This window comes from Amycolatopsis sp. NBC_00348 (assembly GCF_036114655.1).
In the GTDB taxonomy this organism is placed as follows: Bacteria; Actinomycetota; Actinomycetes; order Mycobacteriales; family Pseudonocardiaceae; genus Amycolatopsis.
In genome coordinates this window covers 2,270,590-2,287,852 of record NZ_CP107994.1, presented here as the reverse complement: position 1 = coordinate 2,287,852, position 17,263 = coordinate 2,270,590, and the positions used below count along the sequence as shown (strand labels likewise).

The 17,263-nt window shown below is 66.0% G+C and carries 14 protein-coding genes and 1 pseudogene; 6 read left to right on the top strand and 9 right to left on the bottom strand.

The window, feature by feature from the left end:
- Window positions 1–360: 360 nt before the first annotated feature.
- The 3 genes and pseudogenes from OHS58_RS10285 to OHS58_RS10275 all read right to left on the bottom strand — a co-directional run bounded on the left by OHS58_RS10285 (window position 361) and on the right by OHS58_RS10275 (window position 3,940).
- A pseudogene (locus OHS58_RS10285) lies at window positions 361–1,228 on the bottom strand (IS5 family transposase).
- 33 nt (window positions 1,229–1,261) lie between these two features.
- Window positions 1,262–1,387 carry a hypothetical protein gene (locus OHS58_RS10280; protein WP_328648062.1) on the bottom strand — a complete coding sequence of 42 codons (126 nt, stop codon included), beginning with the start codon at window positions 1,385–1,387 and terminating at the stop codon, window positions 1,262–1,264.
- Window positions 1,388–1,420: 33 nt separating this feature from the next.
- Window positions 1,421–3,940, bottom strand: coding sequence for a DEAD/DEAH box helicase (locus OHS58_RS10275; RefSeq protein ID WP_328648061.1), 2,520 nt, complete (start codon window positions 3,938–3,940; stop codon window positions 1,421–1,423).
- 322 nt (window positions 3,941–4,262) lie between these two features.
- On the opposite strand from OHS58_RS10275, the gene OHS58_RS10270 reads away from it, so the two are divergent.
- From OHS58_RS10270 to OHS58_RS10245, 6 genes are all read left to right on the top strand, one after another.
- Window positions 4,263–5,297: a hypothetical protein gene (locus OHS58_RS10270; RefSeq protein ID WP_328648060.1), complete on the top strand. Its 1,035-nt coding sequence runs from the start codon at window positions 4,263–4,265 to the stop codon at window positions 5,295–5,297.
- Window positions 5,287–6,903: a caspase family protein gene (locus OHS58_RS10265; RefSeq protein WP_328648059.1), complete on the top strand. Its 1,617-nt coding sequence runs from the start codon at window positions 5,287–5,289 to the stop codon at window positions 6,901–6,903. The genes OHS58_RS10270 and OHS58_RS10265 overlap by 11 nt, the downstream gene beginning before the upstream one ends.
- A gap of 43 nt (window positions 6,904–6,946) precedes the next feature.
- Window positions 6,947–7,153, top strand: a complete 207-nt coding sequence (locus OHS58_RS10260; protein ID WP_328648058.1) for a hypothetical protein — start codon at window positions 6,947–6,949, stop codon at window positions 7,151–7,153.
- Complete coding sequence (locus OHS58_RS10255; protein ID WP_328648057.1) at window positions 7,137–8,015, top strand: WD40 repeat domain-containing protein; 879 nt, start codon at window positions 7,137–7,139, stop codon at window positions 8,013–8,015. The genes OHS58_RS10260 and OHS58_RS10255 overlap by 17 nt, the downstream gene beginning before the upstream one ends.
- Before the next feature lie 2,126 nt (window positions 8,016–10,141).
- Entirely contained in the window at window positions 10,142–10,474 is a 333-nt protein-coding gene (locus tag OHS58_RS10250) for a hypothetical protein (RefSeq protein WP_328648056.1), read from the top strand.
- A 28-nt stretch (window positions 10,475–10,502) separates the two neighbouring features.
- On the top strand, window positions 10,503–11,138 hold the full coding sequence (locus tag OHS58_RS10245) for a response regulator transcription factor (RefSeq protein ID WP_328648055.1): 636 nt from the start codon (window positions 10,503–10,505) through the stop codon (window positions 11,136–11,138).
- Here OHS58_RS10245 and OHS58_RS10240 read toward each other — a convergent pair.
- The 6 genes from OHS58_RS10240 to OHS58_RS10215 form a co-directional block, all read right to left on the bottom strand.
- On the bottom strand, window positions 11,105–12,229 hold the full coding sequence (locus OHS58_RS10240; protein WP_328648054.1) for an alpha/beta hydrolase family protein: 1,125 nt from the start codon (window positions 12,227–12,229) through the stop codon (window positions 11,105–11,107). The two genes, OHS58_RS10245 and OHS58_RS10240, sit on opposite strands and share 34 nt — an antisense overlap.
- Complete coding sequence (locus tag OHS58_RS10235) at window positions 12,226–13,287, bottom strand: LLM class flavin-dependent oxidoreductase (protein WP_328648053.1); 1,062 nt, start codon at window positions 13,285–13,287, stop codon at window positions 12,226–12,228. The genes OHS58_RS10240 and OHS58_RS10235 overlap by 4 nt, the downstream gene beginning before the upstream one ends.
- Window positions 13,288–13,292: 5 nt before the next feature.
- Window positions 13,293–13,967, bottom strand: a complete 675-nt coding sequence (locus tag OHS58_RS10230) for a DNA alkylation repair protein (protein ID WP_328648052.1) — start codon at window positions 13,965–13,967, stop codon at window positions 13,293–13,295.
- Window positions 13,964–15,196, bottom strand: coding sequence for an MFS transporter (locus OHS58_RS10225; protein WP_328648051.1), 1,233 nt, complete (start codon window positions 15,194–15,196; stop codon window positions 13,964–13,966). Before OHS58_RS10225 ends, OHS58_RS10230 begins: the two co-directional genes overlap by 4 nt.
- A gap of 61 nt (window positions 15,197–15,257) precedes the next feature.
- Window positions 15,258–16,082 carry an alpha/beta fold hydrolase gene (locus OHS58_RS10220; protein ID WP_328648050.1) on the bottom strand — a complete coding sequence of 275 codons (825 nt, stop codon included), beginning with the start codon at window positions 16,080–16,082 and terminating at the stop codon, window positions 15,258–15,260.
- The gene (locus OHS58_RS10215; protein ID WP_328648049.1) at window positions 16,079–17,263 is read right to left on the bottom strand and encodes an NAD(P)H-dependent oxidoreductase; all 1,185 of its coding nucleotides are present in this window, start codon (window positions 17,261–17,263) and stop codon (window positions 16,079–16,081) included. The genes OHS58_RS10220 and OHS58_RS10215 overlap by 4 nt, the downstream gene beginning before the upstream one ends.

Genomic DNA, 17,263 nt, shown 5'->3' with positions numbered 1-17,263 from the left:
GTCCGCTGGCGCCGACGCCGGCGACCCGATGCCCGACGTAGGCAGTGTCCCGCGCGCGGACCCAAGGAATCGCGACGACGAGCGCAGCCGCGTCCGACCGGCCGACGTCGCGTTGCTGCTGGAGCGCCACGAGGGACCGAGGACCCGCCATGGTTCTGGCCGGCGCTCAACTACAACCAGCGGCTTGCCCTGATGCGGACGTGCCAGGTCTACGTGGCCTCCCGCAACGCCGTGCATGGTCGGGCCGCCCGACAGTAACGCCCGCGTGCCTACCCACCGACCTCATGGTCATGGTCCGTGCTGCAGATACGCCCGATCCGCTGACGCCTCAGGAACAGCGCCTAGGAGCTGTCCTGTAAGTCATCGGAGCCAGAGCACGATCGCCGCGATGGTGAGTTCGGCCTGGTAGTAAGCAGCGCGTTTGGCATAGCGGGTCGCCAAGTCGCGGAACTGTTTGAGGCGGTTGAAGCAGCGTTCAACCACGTTGCGCTGCTTGTAGACCTCGGCATTGAAAGCTGGTGGTCGCCCGCCACGGGAGCCCTTGGCCGCTCGGCGGGCGATCTGGTCATCCCGCTCGGGGCTGACGAAGCTGATCCGCCGGTCCCGCATCGCGCGGCGGGTCGAGGGATGCGAATATGCCTTGTCCGCGATCACCGTCTCCGGCCGGCACCGCGGACGCCCTGACCCGATCCGGTCGACGCTGATGCCGTCCAGCAGCGGCAGCAACTGCGGATTGTCCCCGGCTTGGCCCGCGGTGAGCAGGAACCGCATGGGCAGGCCACGCCCGTCCACGGCCAGGTGGATTTGGTGCTCAGCCCGCCGCGGGACCGGCCGAGTCCTTCGCCGTCGACGGCGAGGGCTTCGATGTCGCCTGCGCATCCCCTTTTTTCCGGGCGCCAGCGGAGTGCTGGTGCGCCCGGACCACGCTGGAGTCGATCGAGATGATCCATTCGAGGTCGCCGACGGCGTCGTCTTTGACGATCACCCGGTCCAGGATCCGAGCCCAGGTGCCGTCCTTGGTCCACAACCGAAGCCGCTCATGCGCAGTCTTCCACGGACCGTAACGTTCGGGCAGGTCGCGCCACGGAGCACCGGTGCGCAGCTTCCACAGGATCGCGTTGATCACCTGACGGTGATCCCGCCACCGCCGCCCACCGCCTTGCTGAGGCGGCAGCAACGGCTCGATCACCGCCCACGCCTTCTCCGTCAACTCACCGCGACCAACCACGTTCGCAATCCAACCGGACCGCAGCTAGATCACTTACAGGACACTCCCTAGTCCCTGGGCCACGCCCACCCTCGTGGTCGGCTCGTCGTCGATGCGGCTGCCGCCACGGCGCAGTGCCTTGCGCACCGGTTCGACCGCCTGGTCGTCGAATTCGTCCATTAGCCACCCACAGCAGCTGTGACCTCGGTGTTGTCAGGATTCGACCAGGTTGACCTCGGTGAACGAGTTGAGAAATTTTCCGGCGGTCAGCCGTGCCTGGGTGAGCTGCACCGACACTCCCTGCTCGTCGTACCAGCGGCCTTGCCCATCAGCCAGCGCCACGGCAAACGACCGCACCGCGGCCTTGAGCTCGTCGAGTTTGGCGGCCGTGATCACTCGCATTCCGGGCACTGGCGTTCCCTGGTGATTCACGATCCGGCTGGGGTGCACCATGATCGGGATGCTGGTGATGCCAGGGTGGTTGTCCTGGTCCCAGCGGACGGAGCCGCCGAGCTGGTCGACGTCCTTCTTCGCGATCATGTCGGTGGTGCAGCCCGTCTTCATCTCGATGACAGCGTGGCGGTCTCCGGCCAGTGCCCAGAGGTTGTCCGGGCCTTTGCCGTACAGCTTCTCCGGCCGGGTCGACGTGAACCCCAGGTGCGATCCGAGCCGTTCCCAGGCAGCTTCTGCCTGGGGTGTGCGGTCTTCGTCCCACTCGATGTCGGCGAGGGTGGCGTTGATGCCGAGCACCAACTGCACGCCGTCGGTGCCGTACTCGGCGGTGAGGAACGCGGCGGCGGCCTGGGCCTGCGCGACAACAGCCTGGACTCGCACGGTCGTCACCCCGACCATTGGCTTGAGCAGTGCGCCGTTCTCCTGGACGGCGAGGCCTTGCTGCTGCTGGGCGAGCTGAGGGTTGACGTGGTGCAGGTAGCTGGCCTTCTGTTCGCGCAGCAGGCCCCGTAGCAGCGTGTCCTCGATGCCGTTGATGGCACGCTGGATCTCATCGGCCGCCGCGCTGTACTGGCCGGCGGAGGCCAGGTCGAACGCAGCGCGGATCGCGATGGCCTCCGGGCGGATCGTCCCGGTGTCGACGTAGCGGATCTCGGCCAGCGCGCGACGGCTGCGTTCGACCCAATTTGGGTCCCGATCCAGGCACGCAGTCAATGCCGATCGGACGGCGTCGAGACCCTGGCCCTTGAGCTGGACCGCGACCTGGTTGCTGAGATCGAGCTGCGCGCGGGTCGCCGGGGAGAACAGCTTCTTCCAGTCCGGGTCGCGAGTGGCCATGGCCAGCTTCGAGCCGACCAGTAGTACCGCGCAGTGGTCGTCGCTGTCGCGGACCCCGCGGCCCATGCCCTGCTCGATGCGCTGCACTTCGCGGATCCGGCGCGTGGGGCTGTTGGCCAGCGCGGCAGCCTCGCGCTGCTCGACGCCGTCCATCGGTTCGGGGATGCCATCGATGATCAACAGCTCGCAGGCTTTTTTCGGCAGGTCGACGCCGTCGTACTTGTTGATCAGCACGACAACACCGACGTGGCCCGCGCGCAGCTCGGCGACGCCGGCTTCGAGGGTCTTGACGTTGAAGGTGCGGTCGGCGAACCGCTCCCAGGTCCTCGCGACCTTGGCGCTGGGCACCAGGACGACCACGTTGACTGACCGGGAGTCCACGAACCCGTCGCCGTTGCGGTCGCCGAGGGAGAACTGCTTGGCCAGCATCCGGATCGCCTCGGGATCGAGGGACGAGTTCAGCGCGATGGGGGCCAAGATCATCCGGTCGCCGAGGTCGGCGGCACTGCCGGGCGTCACAGCCCGGGATAACAGCGCGGGATTGGCGTCGAGGTCGGTGACCAGAATGCTGTCGTCGGCGAGGGTCGCGGTCAGGTACACGCGCCGGCGGGCGTTGGTGAAGGAAGGGATTTTGCTGATCGAGGGAACCGGCGGTCGGATCTCGATACCGCGGCTTGTGACCGTCGCGGCGCAGAGGTGCAGCACGTCGGCGATCAGCGGCCACTCGAATTTGAACGCGTCCTCCAGCCGGTGCGGGTAGAGGATCGACATCACCTGGCTGATCTTGGTGGCCCAAGCCCAGGACGGGATTCGCTGCGCGGCGGTGTAGTCACCGTACTGAATGTCTTCCCACGCCTTGATCGACTGCTGTTTCAGGTCGTCGGCGAACAGGTCCAGCAGGGCGTTGTGCGCGTCGTGACCGGGCGGGACCTTGAGGCGGAACTGGTCTTCTGTCGTGGCCAATGCCGCGTGGGCGTCGTCGACGATGACGACGCCAAGATCGAGCGGCTCGCGGCCGTCGCCGGTGACCCCGAATCGGGACTTGCCGTTGACCAAGGTCTGGAACGTCGTGACAAGAATGGCTTGCCGACCATGGAAGTCGGGGTCATCGGGGTCGTTGACCACGGGCAGGCCAAGCCGACTCGCCTCCTGGCGGACCCGGGTGGCGAGGTAGGTGTCAGGGGCGAGGTACACGGCCCGGCCGACGCCTTCGTTCAGCGTGCTCTGCGCGATCAGCAGCCCAGCGACGGTCTTGCCGCCGCCGGTGTTCTGCTTGATCACGATGTCGCGGTCGTCCTTGCGGAGGTACCACTTCTCCAGCACCTCGCCTTGTTCCTGCCGGAGGTAGGGCCACGGCCGGTGCGGCAGAGCGGCGTAGATGTCGCGGGGGCGCAGCAACGGTTCATGCCCGTTCGCCCCGATCTTGGACCAGTCCAATGTCATGCGCCGACATCCCTTCTCGATGCCAATCAGCGTCCCACGCCTGCATTGCAGGGCCGAGTTCGCCAGGGTCAACCGACGCTGCGAAAAGTAGTTGAGACCTGTCGCACAGCAACTAAGGGGCGGTGCGAGACGCGGCGAACGAAGGGCCCGGTCGTGCGGTGACAACTACCGTGGTCGTTTGGTGACAACAGCTGCTGCCAACAGGATCTGAGACGCCTGGTCGAACCTCCCAGACGATGACAGGCAACGTGGTCGGTCACAGTAGCGCCTGCTGGGGTAGTGCATGTATTCGAAGGTGCGCTATTCCAGCGGAGGCCCTCGCTTGTTCGAGGCACTGCATCTCGTCGTGGCGGTCTGGCAACCTTTGCCCACCACCGTCCCTCGCTGGGCCAATCGAGTGGCAGGCAGTGCGCACCGGAACATGGTCAGCGCGACCAGCGATCACCAGCCATGGCGCACCGTAGACTCGTGCGCTCTCGCGATGGGAGGCGTGGTGGGGCGGATCGTGTGCATGCACGGAATCGGCCAGCAGGTCGCCAGCGAGCAGTCACTGTTGCGGGAATGGACGCCCGCACTGCTGGACGGGCTCACCCGCGCCGGTCACGGCGACTCAGCTACCGCCGACGACATGTCGATGGGCTTTTACGGGGACCTGTTCCGCCCGGCCGGGGAGATGCTGGCGGTCGGGGACCCGATGTTCACCGCGGCCGACGTCGACCCAGGTCTGGAAGAAGAACTGCTGCTGGCGTGGTGGCGGGGGGCCGCGAGGGTGGATCCGAAGGTGGCGCCGCCGGAGGCGGACACGCTGGTGCGTGCGTCGAGCTCGGTGCAGGCGGCGCTGCGGCAGCTGTCCCGATCGCGGTTCTTCGGTGGCTTGGCGTTGCGGGCGTTGGTGTTCGACCTCAAACAGGTCCGCCGCTACCTACAGGACCAACAACTGCGAGACGCAGCGCGAGCAGCGGTCCGGAAGCTGATCACAGCAGACACCCAGGTCGTCGTGGCGCACTCACTCGGATCAGTGGTCGCCTACGAAGCCCTGGCGGCGATGCCGGACCACCAGGTACAGGCGCTGGCGACTCTCGGGTCACCGCTGGGAATCGCGAACCTGATCTTCGGCCAGCTGGACCCGCGACCACGCGACGGGCTCGGCGCCTGGCCTGGCTCAGACACGCTGGTGTGGACGAACGTGGCCGATTACGGGGATGTCGTCGCGCTCGAGAAGGACCTGCGACCGGGGTTCGGCCCGCGGGTGATCAACGCCGTGGTGCACAACGGCGCTCACGCCCACACCGTCACCGCCTACCTCACCGACAAACTCACCGGCGCCGCGATCGCGGGAGGCCTGGGTGCACGATGACGGCGATCAGCCGCGGCGCTACTTGATCGCGACAGCCGTCGCGCAGTATCCGATGGCGCCGCAGTGGGACCGGCCCGGGCTGGTCAAGGCCTGCGACGAGATCATCAAGCTGTTCACCGACGACCTTGGCTACCAGCACGTCAGCACCCTGGGACTAAACCCGACCCGGGAGCAGCTGACCACCTTGTTGCGTGCGTTCTGCCGTGACAAGGCCCGACAGCCCGACGACATCGTGGCCGTCTACATCGGCAGTCACGGCGAGGTCCTCGACGACACCCACGAACATGTGCTGCTGACCACCGACGTCGATCCCGATGACGTCGAGGACGCGCTGCCCACGGCGGAGCTAGCCCGCAAGATGTTGCTCAAGACCGGGGTCCGCCGGGTGCTGCTCATGCTGGACACCTGCTACTCCGGCCGGGGTGGCAGCGAACTCACCGCAGCCGCCATCACCACCATGACTCGCAGCTGGGGCAACGACCATGGCGCGGGCCTGGCTGTGATCACCTCCGCGCAGTCGTATGAGCAAGCCGCAACGGGAGCGTTTCCGCGGTTGCTGCGCGACGCCGTCCGGGCCTTGCCGACCGCCGGTCACAACCCGTCGACCTTGCCGCTGGACTCGATCGTGAAAGCGATGAACACCAGCGAAGACAAACCCAGCCACCAGACAATCGGCCACACTGTCACTGGTTTGAGCGGGGAGATCCCGCCGTTCCTGCCCAACCCACGCCACGACCGGCGGATGACCGAGGTCGACCTGGCCATCCAGCACGCCAGCGAATTCGAGGCCCAGGCCGAGCGCCGTGACGTCGAACTCCGGACGCGGCTGCTGGTCCGGGCGATGGGTGGTAGCAGCAACGGCACCGGCAGCTGGTGGTTCGCCGGCCGCCACGCCGCACTGCTCGACATCACCGCCTGGCTGCACCACCCCGACCCGTCCCGGCCGCTGCAGGCCGTCACCGGCAACCCCGGATCCGGCAAGACCGCCGTTCTCGGCCTGATCGCCACCCTCACCCACCCCCAGCGCCGCGCCACCGTTCCGCTGCACACACTTGGGCTTCCCTCCGCGGCCGTCCCCGCACCCGAAGCGGTGGATGTCGCGATCTATGCCCAGAGCCTGACCACCGACCAGGTGCTGGCCGGCATCGCGGCCGCCATCCACGTCCGCGCCGCTACGCCCGGCCAGCTACTAGAAGCGCTCGAAGACACCAGCAGCCCGCTGACCGTGCTCATCGACGCCCTCGACGAAGCCGCCGACCCCGACCACCTCACCCGCCGCCTACTCCGCCCCCTCATCGACCACGGGGCGGGGAAAAATACGGCTGCTGATCGGTACCCGGGACTTCTTGCTCGACCGTCTCGGACTACGACGCGAGGACACGGTCGATTTGGACGCCGACCGGTATGCAGACCTGCCGGCGCTTACCACCTATGCCGCCCGTGGCCTGCTCGAAGCCCACCCGGACAGCCCTTACCGCAATGGGGGACCTCAGCCACTGCGTGCGGTCGCGGACGCGGTCGCCGAGGCCGCCCACCCCTCCTTCCTGGTCGTGCGGATCACCAGCGCCACCCTCGCCGCCCAAGACCGGGCCGCCGACCCAGGTGATCCTGCCTGGCGCCGGACTCTTCCCCAGCTGCCGGGCGAGGCGATGCACCGCGACCTCGAAACCCGCCTCGGCGACAATGCCACCAAAGTCCGCAACCTTCTCCGCCCACTCGCGTTCGCCCAAGGCCAGGGACTTCCGTGGGAAGACATCTGGGCCGCGGTCGCCTCCCGAGCAGCTGGCACTGCCTACAGCGACGAGGACCTGCTCTGGCTACGCGAACACGCCGGCTCCTATGTCGTGGACCGCTGAGGATGGCCGCTCCACCTACCGGCTCTACCACCAAGCCCTCGCCGACCATCTCCGCGATGGCATCGACGCCACGGCCCTGCATCACGCCATCGCCGAGGTCCTGCTCACCCGCGTACCAGGCACCCTCGACGGCCACCGGGATTGGACCCGCGCCCACCCTTACACCCTGCGGCACCTCGCAACCCACGCCGCCCTCGCAGGCGAGATCGACGCCATGGTCCCCGACGCTGACTACCTCGTGTACGCCGAACCCGACACGCTCCTTCAGGCCCTACACCAGACCAGCACCGATACCGGCGTACTCACCTCCGCGGTCTACCGCTGCACCGCCGACCTCCACCGCCATCTACCACCACCGCGACGCCGCCAGGTCCTCGCTGCCGACGCCACCCGGTTCCGAGCCACACGACTCCAGCACGATTTGTCCGCACCGCTGATATGGCGACCACGCTGGGCAACCGGACAGCAAGCCGTCCCGGCCCTGTACACCACTTTCACCGGCCACACCTGGCCGGTCCAGGCGGTGGCCTGCATCAGCCTCGACGGCCGCGCGGTCGCCGTCACCGCCAGCGACGACAACACCGCACGGGTCTGGGACCTCGCCACCGGCGAACAACTCACCACCTTCACCGGCCACAGCGGCCCGGTCCATGCGGTGGCCTGCACCAGCCTCAACGACCACCCCGTCGCCATCACCGCTGGCTACGACACCACCGCACGGGTCTGGGACCTCGCCACCGGCGACGAGGTCGCCGTCTTCGACTTCCGCGGGATCGGCGCCGCGGCATTCGGGCCTACCGGGGAGCTCATGATCGCGACCGGCTGGGACCTCGTCGTGTTCGACCGCACTGCCAGACACTGACCCCGCTCTGTAGAGGCGCGGCTAACTGTTCAGAAGCCGGCTGCGGAAGCAGCAAAGTCGTTGTACGACGGCAACGTCGCCCAATTTGCTGGTGCAGTGCACGTATTCGATCGTGCGGTATTCGCTCCAGGATCGCCAGCCATCCGGATCTGCGTCTGTCGGTTTCGGCAGCCGGCGATTCGTTGGGCAGGCTGGCCATCTGACCGTTTCGTGGTTTGTCTCCGGAGAGCCGTGTTGCAAGTCGTGTGCGAGGTGCGACTGTGGGTGTATGGAGATTGAGTCGACGAACACAGCAGCCTCGGCGCGGGACGAGCCAATGCCGGCGCCGACGCGGGTGCCCGGGCCGGGGATCTCCTGGTCGCCGGTGACCACGCTCAGTCGGTGGGGCCGGCGAGGTGCCTGGCCACGTTGAACGCTGAACGGCACTCGTGGGGTGCGGGAGAGGGTCACCGCGGTCACCGGTCCGGGTGGGCCGGGGTCGGGTTATGAGGTCGCACCGGGTCTGGTTTGACCTCGGCGCATGTAGTGGCCACGGTCCGGGCGCCGGTGTCGGTGTTCCACCCGGGCCGACCGCGGGTGTTCACCGGGACGGTGGTCTGGTGCGGCATTTCGGGCGGAACGGACGACGCGGCTTTGGTCGCGGTCAACGATTGAGGTTCCCCCGGTTGTCCGGACACATCGCCGAAGCCAGCCGATGGGCAGGCCGCTTCATCCACCGACCATTCCACATCCTCAACCTCACCAAACGATCTTGAAACAGCCCCGCGTGGCCGGCAGACCCGAACACGCCAAGATTTGTGACGGCCCGAAGCGCAACATTCACCGGAGCACAGACTGCGTGAAATGCCAGCACACGGTCAATGTGGCACGTCACCTGGGACGCAAAGTGCATCCGCCGATCTGGACCACCATGGGTGCTGCGCGGGCAAACGCGAAAGGCATTTGCTCGCACTGCTGGTCCTGACACGTATGGGGTGAGGAACGCGCGGCGAGCTGACAGGTGCGGAATGTTGGCAGCAAGTAGGTGGCACCGCCTGAACGCGATGACTTTGGGTACGGCGAGCGGGTGCGTCGGGCTTCTGACACGGAGCCCGACGCATCCCGCCAGCACCCGGGCCGGACCAGTCGTCCTCCAACAGTGATGGCGCCGCCGGCGTCATCGCCGCCTAAACCGCAGCAGACGCTGAGGCGGCCGCTGCCACCGGATTCAGCCCGTCATTGACACCAGGGCGATCACAACGGCGGCCGCCATCACCGCCAACGCCGAAACCTCCGTCAGCAGCGAGGCGAATAGGCGCCGGCTCGGGCGCGGGCGGTCTTGGAGTCGCCGTCCTCCCCGCGGCGGTGAGCTCGCCGGCATCTACGATCGGCGGCCGAGCGGGTAGGTTTCACCAGCAGGCTGGCCGCAGCCGCGACGATCAGCCCGCCCAACGCCACCACGAGCGGCACTACGACCGCAGCGCCGAGCACGTACGTCGGCGCACGGGTCGCGAGCGCGACGAACCCACCGGGTCAACCTCACCCACTCGCAAGAACGCACCAAGATGGCTTGCTGGGCGGGGGACTGTTCCTACGAGACGCACATCCTGACCCTGCGCCGATTAATCACTCGTTTACCGCGTTATCTAACAAACTCTCAACTCCATTCTGCAACTACCCGGTCACACCTCGTATAGAATTTTGATCATTACTGAGGCCGGAGCACTACAACCATCGGGTGACCGAACTTTCTGTCGCGTAACAACGGTCCTTGACGGAACGAGACTACTCGCGCGGATCGACAAATTCGGGGGGGGCCAATGGAAGATCACTTACAGCGGTCAGCAATGTCACACGCACCCACGGAAACGACCCGACGGCCAGCGGACCCCGATCACATCGCAGATGTCCTGCACGATCTCGTTGGCCACCACTTGGTCCTACTCACAGCGCAGACCAGAATCTGGCAAGAAAAGGGCCACAGCTGCAGCGGGGCCGACCTGACGCTCGTCACCGAGATCGCCGAGTCGGCACTACGGAATCTACGGCGAGCGTCGAGCCTGCTGCACTCAAGTGACGTCGAGAGGCCGTCTCCATACGGGATCGCACACTGGATAAAGGGACTCCCTGGGCGGATTCCACGCGAGGTGGCTGACGTCTCGACGACGGTGAACGGACCCGACCTAACGGACATTTCGCCAATTCAGGAACTTCTACTCGAACGCGTGGTAATGGAAGGCGTGACCAATGCAGCACAACACCGAACAGGCGGACGGCTGTCGATTAGGTGCGCATTCGGCGACGAGATCGTGGTGACGATTGTGAGCTTTGGCGCACCCGAACGGCCGGTGCTCGACGATCTCCATCGCGGCCACGGTCTACGTGGCCTGGCCCTGGATGTGACCCGATGCGGCGGCCGCCTCACCACACGTCGAAAATCCGCCAAAAGATTCACCATCGAAGTGTCCCTCCCCCGGTGAGCCGACAGCCATGATCCGAGTGTTGCTCGTGGACGACCTGCAACTGGTCCGCATCGGGTTACGCAGCGTGCTATGCGAGCGCGCCGGGATGAGTATCGTTGGCGAGGCCGAGGACGGTGCGCATGCGGTAGACCTGTGCCGCCGACTCAAGCCGGATGTCGTGCTGATGGACATCCGTATGCCCGGCATGGATGGCCTGGAGGCGCTGTCACACATCAACGGCCCCGGTGGTTGCGACGGCGTGAAGGTCGTGATGTTCACGATGTTCGACCACGATGAGTACCTGTTCACAGCGCTGCGCCGAGGCGCAGCTGGCTTCATCGTGAAAGATTCGTCGCCGGACAAAATTATCTCGGCACTGCGGGCTGCGCACTCCGGCGAAGCACTGCTTTCTCCCAGCTCCACAGTACGACTCATCGCCGCGTTCGTATCCCAACTGCAGCCGGGTGAGACCGCCAAGAAACCTGCCAGCATCACCGAACGAGAGTCGGAAGTGCTGCAGTTAGTTGTCTCCGGACTGCGCAACGAGGAAATCGCCGAGCGCCTGATGATCAGCTACACTACAGTGAAAAGCCATGTCCGGCACCTGCACGAAAAGCTGGGCTGCCACGACCGGGTACAGCTGGTCATCTACGGGTTCGAGCACGGCGTCCGGCACTGGTGAGCGAACTGCTCAGTCAGCCATCCCCGCAGTGCTGCTTCCCACACGGGTCGGTGGTTGAAGCACATGTGGTCGCCCGCCGGGTAGACGACGACGCTGGCCCGCTTTCCCAGGGCCGCCTGCACGGGCGCGATCTGACTAATGGGGACTGTGCCGTCCTGCCTGCCGTGCACCTGCAGCACCGGGCAATCGATGTCGCCGAGCATCGGCACCGCATCAAAGGCGCGCAGGGCTTGCCGGGCTGTCTTATCGGACTCGGTGCCCAGGTTGTACCGGATGGTGCGGGGAATCGGTTCCGGCGCGGACTCGTAAACGTCCAAAAGTCGCACCGGCGCAGAGATCACCGCACAGCCGGCAATCCGATGGTCGGTGGCGGCGACCCGTAGGGCGAAGTAGCCGCCTGCGCTGCCACCGACCACAATGATTCGGCGCGGATCGATCTCCGGCATTGTGACCAGCTCGTCGATCACCGCCGACACGACAGTCTCCGCGTCCGCCCGCCAGGGCACGCCGCCGAACCGACGTAGCTCTCCCTGGCCCGGCAGGTCGAGCGCTACCCCGGCCCAGCCCCGGTCGGCGTAGGCGGCCAGCAGAGCGAAGAATTCCTCCTTCACACCGTCGACGCCACCCAAAGTCAACACGCATGGCGCGGGTTCTTCAGTTGGTGGAAGGCTCAAGAAAGTGGGAACCGGCATTTCCCGTCGCATCACCTGCGGTGTGCTGTGCTCTGCGACCAGCCCGGCTACAGCCACCAGACGCGACCACAACAGGCGCCGCGCCGGTTCATCGACCTCGAGGTACTCCGCGACCCGCAGGTACGCCACGGCGCGGGTCAGGCTCTCCACTGCGCCGACCGAGTCGCCGCGGTCGACGGCGAGCCGCCCCAGCTCCTCGTGCCGATCGCTGAGGGTGGTCCACTCATGCACCCAGCCGGACGTGGACCTGATGCGCCGCAGAGCGTCAACCGCCTCACCGGGGTCGGCACCCATGAACAGCAGGCGCGGCAGCAACGGTTCTCCCTGCCGCAGGCCGAGCACCTTCAACGCGCCCAGGCCCCGCAGCGCCAGCCGGAAAGGCAGAGGGAAGTGGCTCATAGCGCGCCTGCGACCTCGTTCATGTAGCGGAGCATGGACTGTTCCACCAACTCCTGCGGCTGGCCGAAGTCGAAGGTGGCGGCGATGGAAGTGCAGTGCAGCTGATCGACCAGGCTGCTGAGGATGTGCCGGCAGTTCGTGGGCGAGCCGACGGCCACCGCACCGCGTTTAACGGCGCCACGCACCGTGAAGTCGAACCAGCGTTTGCCCAGTGCCGGATAGTGCTTGAAGTCTGCGGGTACGCCGTCGCGGTGGAAGGTGGCGATCGCCGAAGCACCGGCGGCGCGGGTCTCGTCCACGTACCGGCCCAGGTGCGCCTCGGCCTCGGTCAGCGCTTGCTCGTCTTCTGCGGCCACGTGCACGTGCACATTGGCGATGATCTGAGGCGGGTCCGACTTGGTCCACGCGTTCAGGTATAGGCTCACCTTCTCGCCGAGCGACGGCAGGTCGGGCGACAGCAACGGCGCGACCATCAGGTTGAAGCCGTTGCGCCCGGCCCACTCGAACGTCTCGGGAGTGGTCGCCGCCGCAACCCACACCGGTGGCGGCTCCTGCACGCACGGCGGCTCCACGTGCAGCTCGGGGAACTGGAAGAACCTGCCGTCGTGGGCGAATTCCTTACCAGTCAGCGCGGTCACGATGACCTCAACGCCTTCGTTGAACCGAGCGCGACTCTCCGTCATCGGGATGCCGAAACCGTCATATTCACACTTGAGGAATGCCCGCCCCAGCCCAAGCTCGACCCGGCCCCCGGTGACCTGGTCGAGGGTGGCGATCCGTTCCGCGACAGACAGCGGGTGGTGATACGGCACCTGAACGACGCCGAGCCCGAACCTGATCCGCGGCGCGCGCTCGGCCAAGGCGGCGATCAGCACATCCGGCGCGGACAGGATGCCGCCGTGCGGCTGGAAGTGGTGCTCGGCAAACCACGCGCGACTAAAGCCCAGCCGGTCAGCGAGTACGGTCAGCTCGCTGATCCGCTTAAACATCGCGGTGGGAGACCCGTCCACGGACCCGGCGAAGGTGGGGAGCGAGAAAACGTCGGAACTGATGGCCACGGGCCCTATCCCTTCATCGCTGCGAGAAGTCGCTTCGTCTGCTCGGCGCGCATATCTTTGAGGTGGCGGCAGGCACGGGTGATTACCCAGGCGGCCTCGGGCTCCTGGGACCACTCGCTCAGTGACGCCAAGGTCAGGTCGGGATGGGTCTTGCTGATGTCGGATAGGGAGTTCCCGACAGACTTTCGCACGTATTCACTGGGGTCGGCACGCAGCCGCCCCAGCAGCTCCAGGGCATCGTCTGGGTGGTCGGCGAAGTACGGGCGTTTGGTCCACACGCGCGGACCCTCAGCCGCGGCTCGGCGCACATGGTGATGCTGATGTTGCAACCACTGCTCGATTACCTGCTGGGACTTCTCCCAGCCGCGTACCGCACAAAGCCAGTCGAACCCCTTTGCCAGCGCCTCCTGCACGCGCCAGTCGTCGTCCTCGGGCACTGTGCCCAACAGAAACTCCATCGCGTCGGGGACGGTGTGTGCGGCCGGTCCCAGTGTCATGGCGATGCCCATGCGCACGTTGGTGTCGGCTGCCCCCGTCCACAGACCGATCAACACCGCGGTCACGGCCGCGGGATCGCCCTGGTGACGCTTCCAGAACCCGGCGGTGTTCTTCCGCAGTTGCGGAACCGACACATCGACGGTGGTCTCCTTGAACTCCTGGCGCAGCGGGGAAGCGCTCATCCGGAAACCGCCTTCGCCGGCACGCCACGCAGCGGCAGGGCCAGCTGCATCGCGAGCACGCCGGCCGCGGCCAGCACCCAGAACCTGGCGTCGATGCCGAGCTGCTGCACCAGGAGGCCGCCCACCAGCGGGCCGAGGATCGGGCCGACGCCCTGGACCAGCCGGTTGGCGCCGAGCGCGGAGCCAACCCGGCGCGGGTCCAGCGCGAGCACCTCGTCGGTGACCATGGTTGTGGTCATAGAGATGGCCGGTCCCTCGGCCAATCCGACGAAGGCGTAGATGATGGCGACGCTGACCACCGACACACCGGCCAGCGGCAGCAGTGCCAGCGCCAGTACGACCAGCGCAATGCAGCCGATCAGCACCGACTTGCGGCCGATCTTGTCGGAAATCGCACCGGCCACCGTTGTGCCTATCGAGGCCACCACCTCATACGGGATGAAGACGAACGCGATGAGCCAGGCCGACGCGTTGAGGGCGGTGAGGCTGAACGGGACCAGGAAGGTGGCGGCTACGCCGACAGCGAACGCGACACCGGCGACCAGCCCGGACAGCACCACGGTCTTGTTGGTGAACCAGCCGAAAGTCTGCGCGAACGCCTTAGGCAACGTGTTCGGCAGTTTTTCCTGCAGACTCTCCGGCAACATCGCTGCAACAACGGTGGCGATCACCAGGAGCACGCCATCCACCCACAGCACCAGCTGCCAGCTCCCGCCGGCCGAGAGCACACCTCCGAGCACGTAGCCGATGACTGAGCCCGCGCCGATACCACCGGCGAGCACGCCGATCGCTTTGCCACGCTGCTGGAACGAGAACAGGTCGGCTGGCACCGTGAAGGTCGGCGACATGAATAAACCGCGGCCGACGCCGAATATCAGCCATCCGATGATCAACAAAGCCGGCCCGGACCAAGGCAGTCCCGCCAAGATGATGCCGACCGCACTGAGCGCGAGACCTGCGGTGATCGGTGGCTTGCGGCCGTAGCGGTCCGCCAGCACCCCCGCCGGCACGCTCAGCACCGTCATCACCAATGACGACACCGCGAGCAGTACGCCCAGGCCTGCCGAATCGAAGCGGAGTGCGGCGGCGATGTGCGGCAACGCCGGGAAGACCGACATCATCACTGCCCAGACCAGCACCACACAGCCAGTGAGCACGATGAGGGTGTTGCGGTGCGGCGACTGCCACACGCTGTCCGGCCTCGCCTCGCCAGCAGTTCGCTCGGCCATGCTCTCTCCTTTCGCACGGAAGCCTTCACTACTGGATCGAGGCGCCCGCGTAGCGCGTTACTCACTCGATGGTGGAGGAGAGCCAGTCTCTGATCGACAATGCAACCTCAACGGGGTGTTCCAAGAACATGAAATGACCAGCGTCTGAGATCACGAGCAGTTGTGCGTCGGGGATGCGTTCCACCAACAGTTCAGCGCCGCTCACCGGTGTGCTCCGGTCCTGATCGCCAGCGATCACCAGGGTGCGGGCGGTGATGCCGGCGATGCGCTCCCGCAGATCCGGGTGACGTAGTTTGATGAGGTTGCGGTGCACGGAAAAGGGCACCCACGACCAGCTCGCGATTACCCGCGCTGCCACCTTGGGATACTGCGGCAGGAAGAAAAACGGTCCGGCCCGCTCATTCGACTGCGCGATCACCTCCCGATAAGTATCCTCAGTCACCGGTGGCCGCTGCCACTTCATCTCGTAGTGCGCAGCTGACCCCATCAGCACCAGCGAGCTGACCCGGTCGGGGTGGTCCAGCGCGAACAGCATAGCGGCCACCGAGCCCAAGGAGTGCCCCACCAGGACAGCCCGCTGCCAACTCAGTTTGTCCAGTACGGCCACGAGATCGTCGGAGCACTGTTGCGCGGACAGCGGTACGTCCTCCTTCGAAGACAGCCCATGCCCGCGCAGATCAACACTGGCACAACGACGTTCCCCAGATAGCAGCGCTGCCAGTTCCACAAAATGTGTGTGGTTGTCGCGGTTTCCGTGGAGGAACACCATCGGCGGTGCCTCCGGGTTACCCTCGTCCACCCGGACGAAGAGCTGCGCGCCGTCTGGCAGCGTGATCACTGTGGCCCGGGCGGGCACGGTGGTGCACGCGGTCACCTCTCCCGTCATTTTGGTTCTCCCATCCCGATCTGTACCGAAACCGGTCCTGGGTCGGCGATATCCTTACTCACGGCCAGCACTTCGGTGACGGCGTCACGTGTGGTGTGCGTCCCGGAGATCTGCCGCACCATCCGGCCCAGGCGGTCAACCACGATCAGGTGTGGCTCCACGTTCGCGGACAGACCCAGCTCGCCGCCGAACCGCCGTTCCCAGTCCATCAGCACCGGGAACGGATGTCGTTGCTCTGCGATCTTGCCCTTCACGAAATCCCTGGTGATGAAGTGCGGCAACTGGTCTACCGCCGCCACCAGACGAACGTCCAGCGCCGGAGCTAGCTTGCGGATGCGCCCAACACGTTCCAGAGCTTCTTCGCTCTTCGTCTGTCCGGCGACCACAAGCACGGTGAGATCGCCGGGACCGTCGGAGATGTCTGCTGGCCGATCGTCCAGGTCGGTCAGCAGAGTCAGATGGTCGCTGATATCCCGGTTGACACTGCCGCCCAGCCGAGGTGACGAGCCGTTCACGTTGAACGTTGAGAAGCCGATCGCGTTGGCCACTCGGCGACCGATCTGCCGGCTGATCTCGATGGCGTACTCTGCGTTCTCCACGCCTTGACCCCACGGCTTGGTGCGGATGCCGGGCTGCTCGTCGAATTCGATCAAGCTGAGGCCAACGCTGGCGATCACCGACAGTTTCACGTTGGTCCACAATGGCATCAGGCTGGCCATCGCCCACTCTTGCCCGATCCCGGCCGAGGTCACAATCTGCGCAGCCACCTTGCCCTGGAACGCGGAGCCTTTGACATCCGCGGCCACCTCGTAGTTGTAGTACTGGTACTGAAGCTCGTCTGCGTTGGCCGGTTCGCACCGATCCAGCCACTGTTTCCAGGTGAACGGCAGGCCCAGCGCATACACCGGGGAAGCAAACACGAACGCGTCAGCCCACTTGATGTTCTTATAAAGCTGGATATAGCGGTCTTCTGGTCGCTTGAACAGGTGACATGGCGTCCGGTTCATGCAGTCACCGCACCCGTCGCAATCGACGATCGGGTAATCGATCAGCCGGATAACACGAGTGGTGGCGCCGACCTCCTCTGCGCCTCGCATCGCCTGTCGACAGAGGAACTCGCTGGCGCTGGGAGCACCGGTTTTGGGCGAGCCGCAGATGCCTAGTACGTTCTTCGTACCCAT

Excerpts from the sequence above, each read along its gene's own strand:
- OHS58_RS10280 (WP_328648062.1), bottom strand. The coding sequence starts at position 1,387 with ATGGACGAATTCGACGACCAGGCGGTCGAACCGGTGCGCAAGGCACTG.
- OHS58_RS10275 (WP_328648061.1), bottom strand. The coding sequence starts at position 3,940 with ATGACATTGGACTGGTCCAAGATCGGGGCGAACGGGCATGAACCGTTG.
- OHS58_RS10260 (WP_328648058.1), top strand. The coding sequence starts at position 6,947 with ATGCACCGCGACCTCGAAACCCGCCTCGGCGACAATGCCACCAAAGTC.
- OHS58_RS10255 (WP_328648057.1), top strand. The coding sequence starts at position 7,137 with ATGTCGTGGACCGCTGAGGATGGCCGCTCCACCTACCGGCTCTACCAC.
- OHS58_RS10240 (WP_328648054.1), bottom strand. The coding sequence starts at position 12,229 with ATGAGCCACTTCCCTCTGCCTTTCCGGCTGGCGCTGCGGGGCCTGGGC.
- OHS58_RS10230 (WP_328648052.1), bottom strand. The coding sequence starts at position 13,967 with ATGAGCGCTTCCCCGCTGCGCCAGGAGTTCAAGGAGACCACCGTCGAT.
- OHS58_RS10225 (WP_328648051.1), bottom strand. The coding sequence starts at position 15,196 with ATGGCCGAGCGAACTGCTGGCGAGGCGAGGCCGGACAGCGTGTGGCAG.
- OHS58_RS10220 (WP_328648050.1), bottom strand. The coding sequence starts at position 16,082 with ATGACGGGAGAGGTGACCGCGTGCACCACCGTGCCCGCCCGGGCCACA.
- OHS58_RS10215 (WP_328648049.1), bottom strand. The coding sequence starts at position 17,263 with ATGGGTACGAAGAACGTACTAGGCATCTGCGGCTCGCCCAAAACCGGT.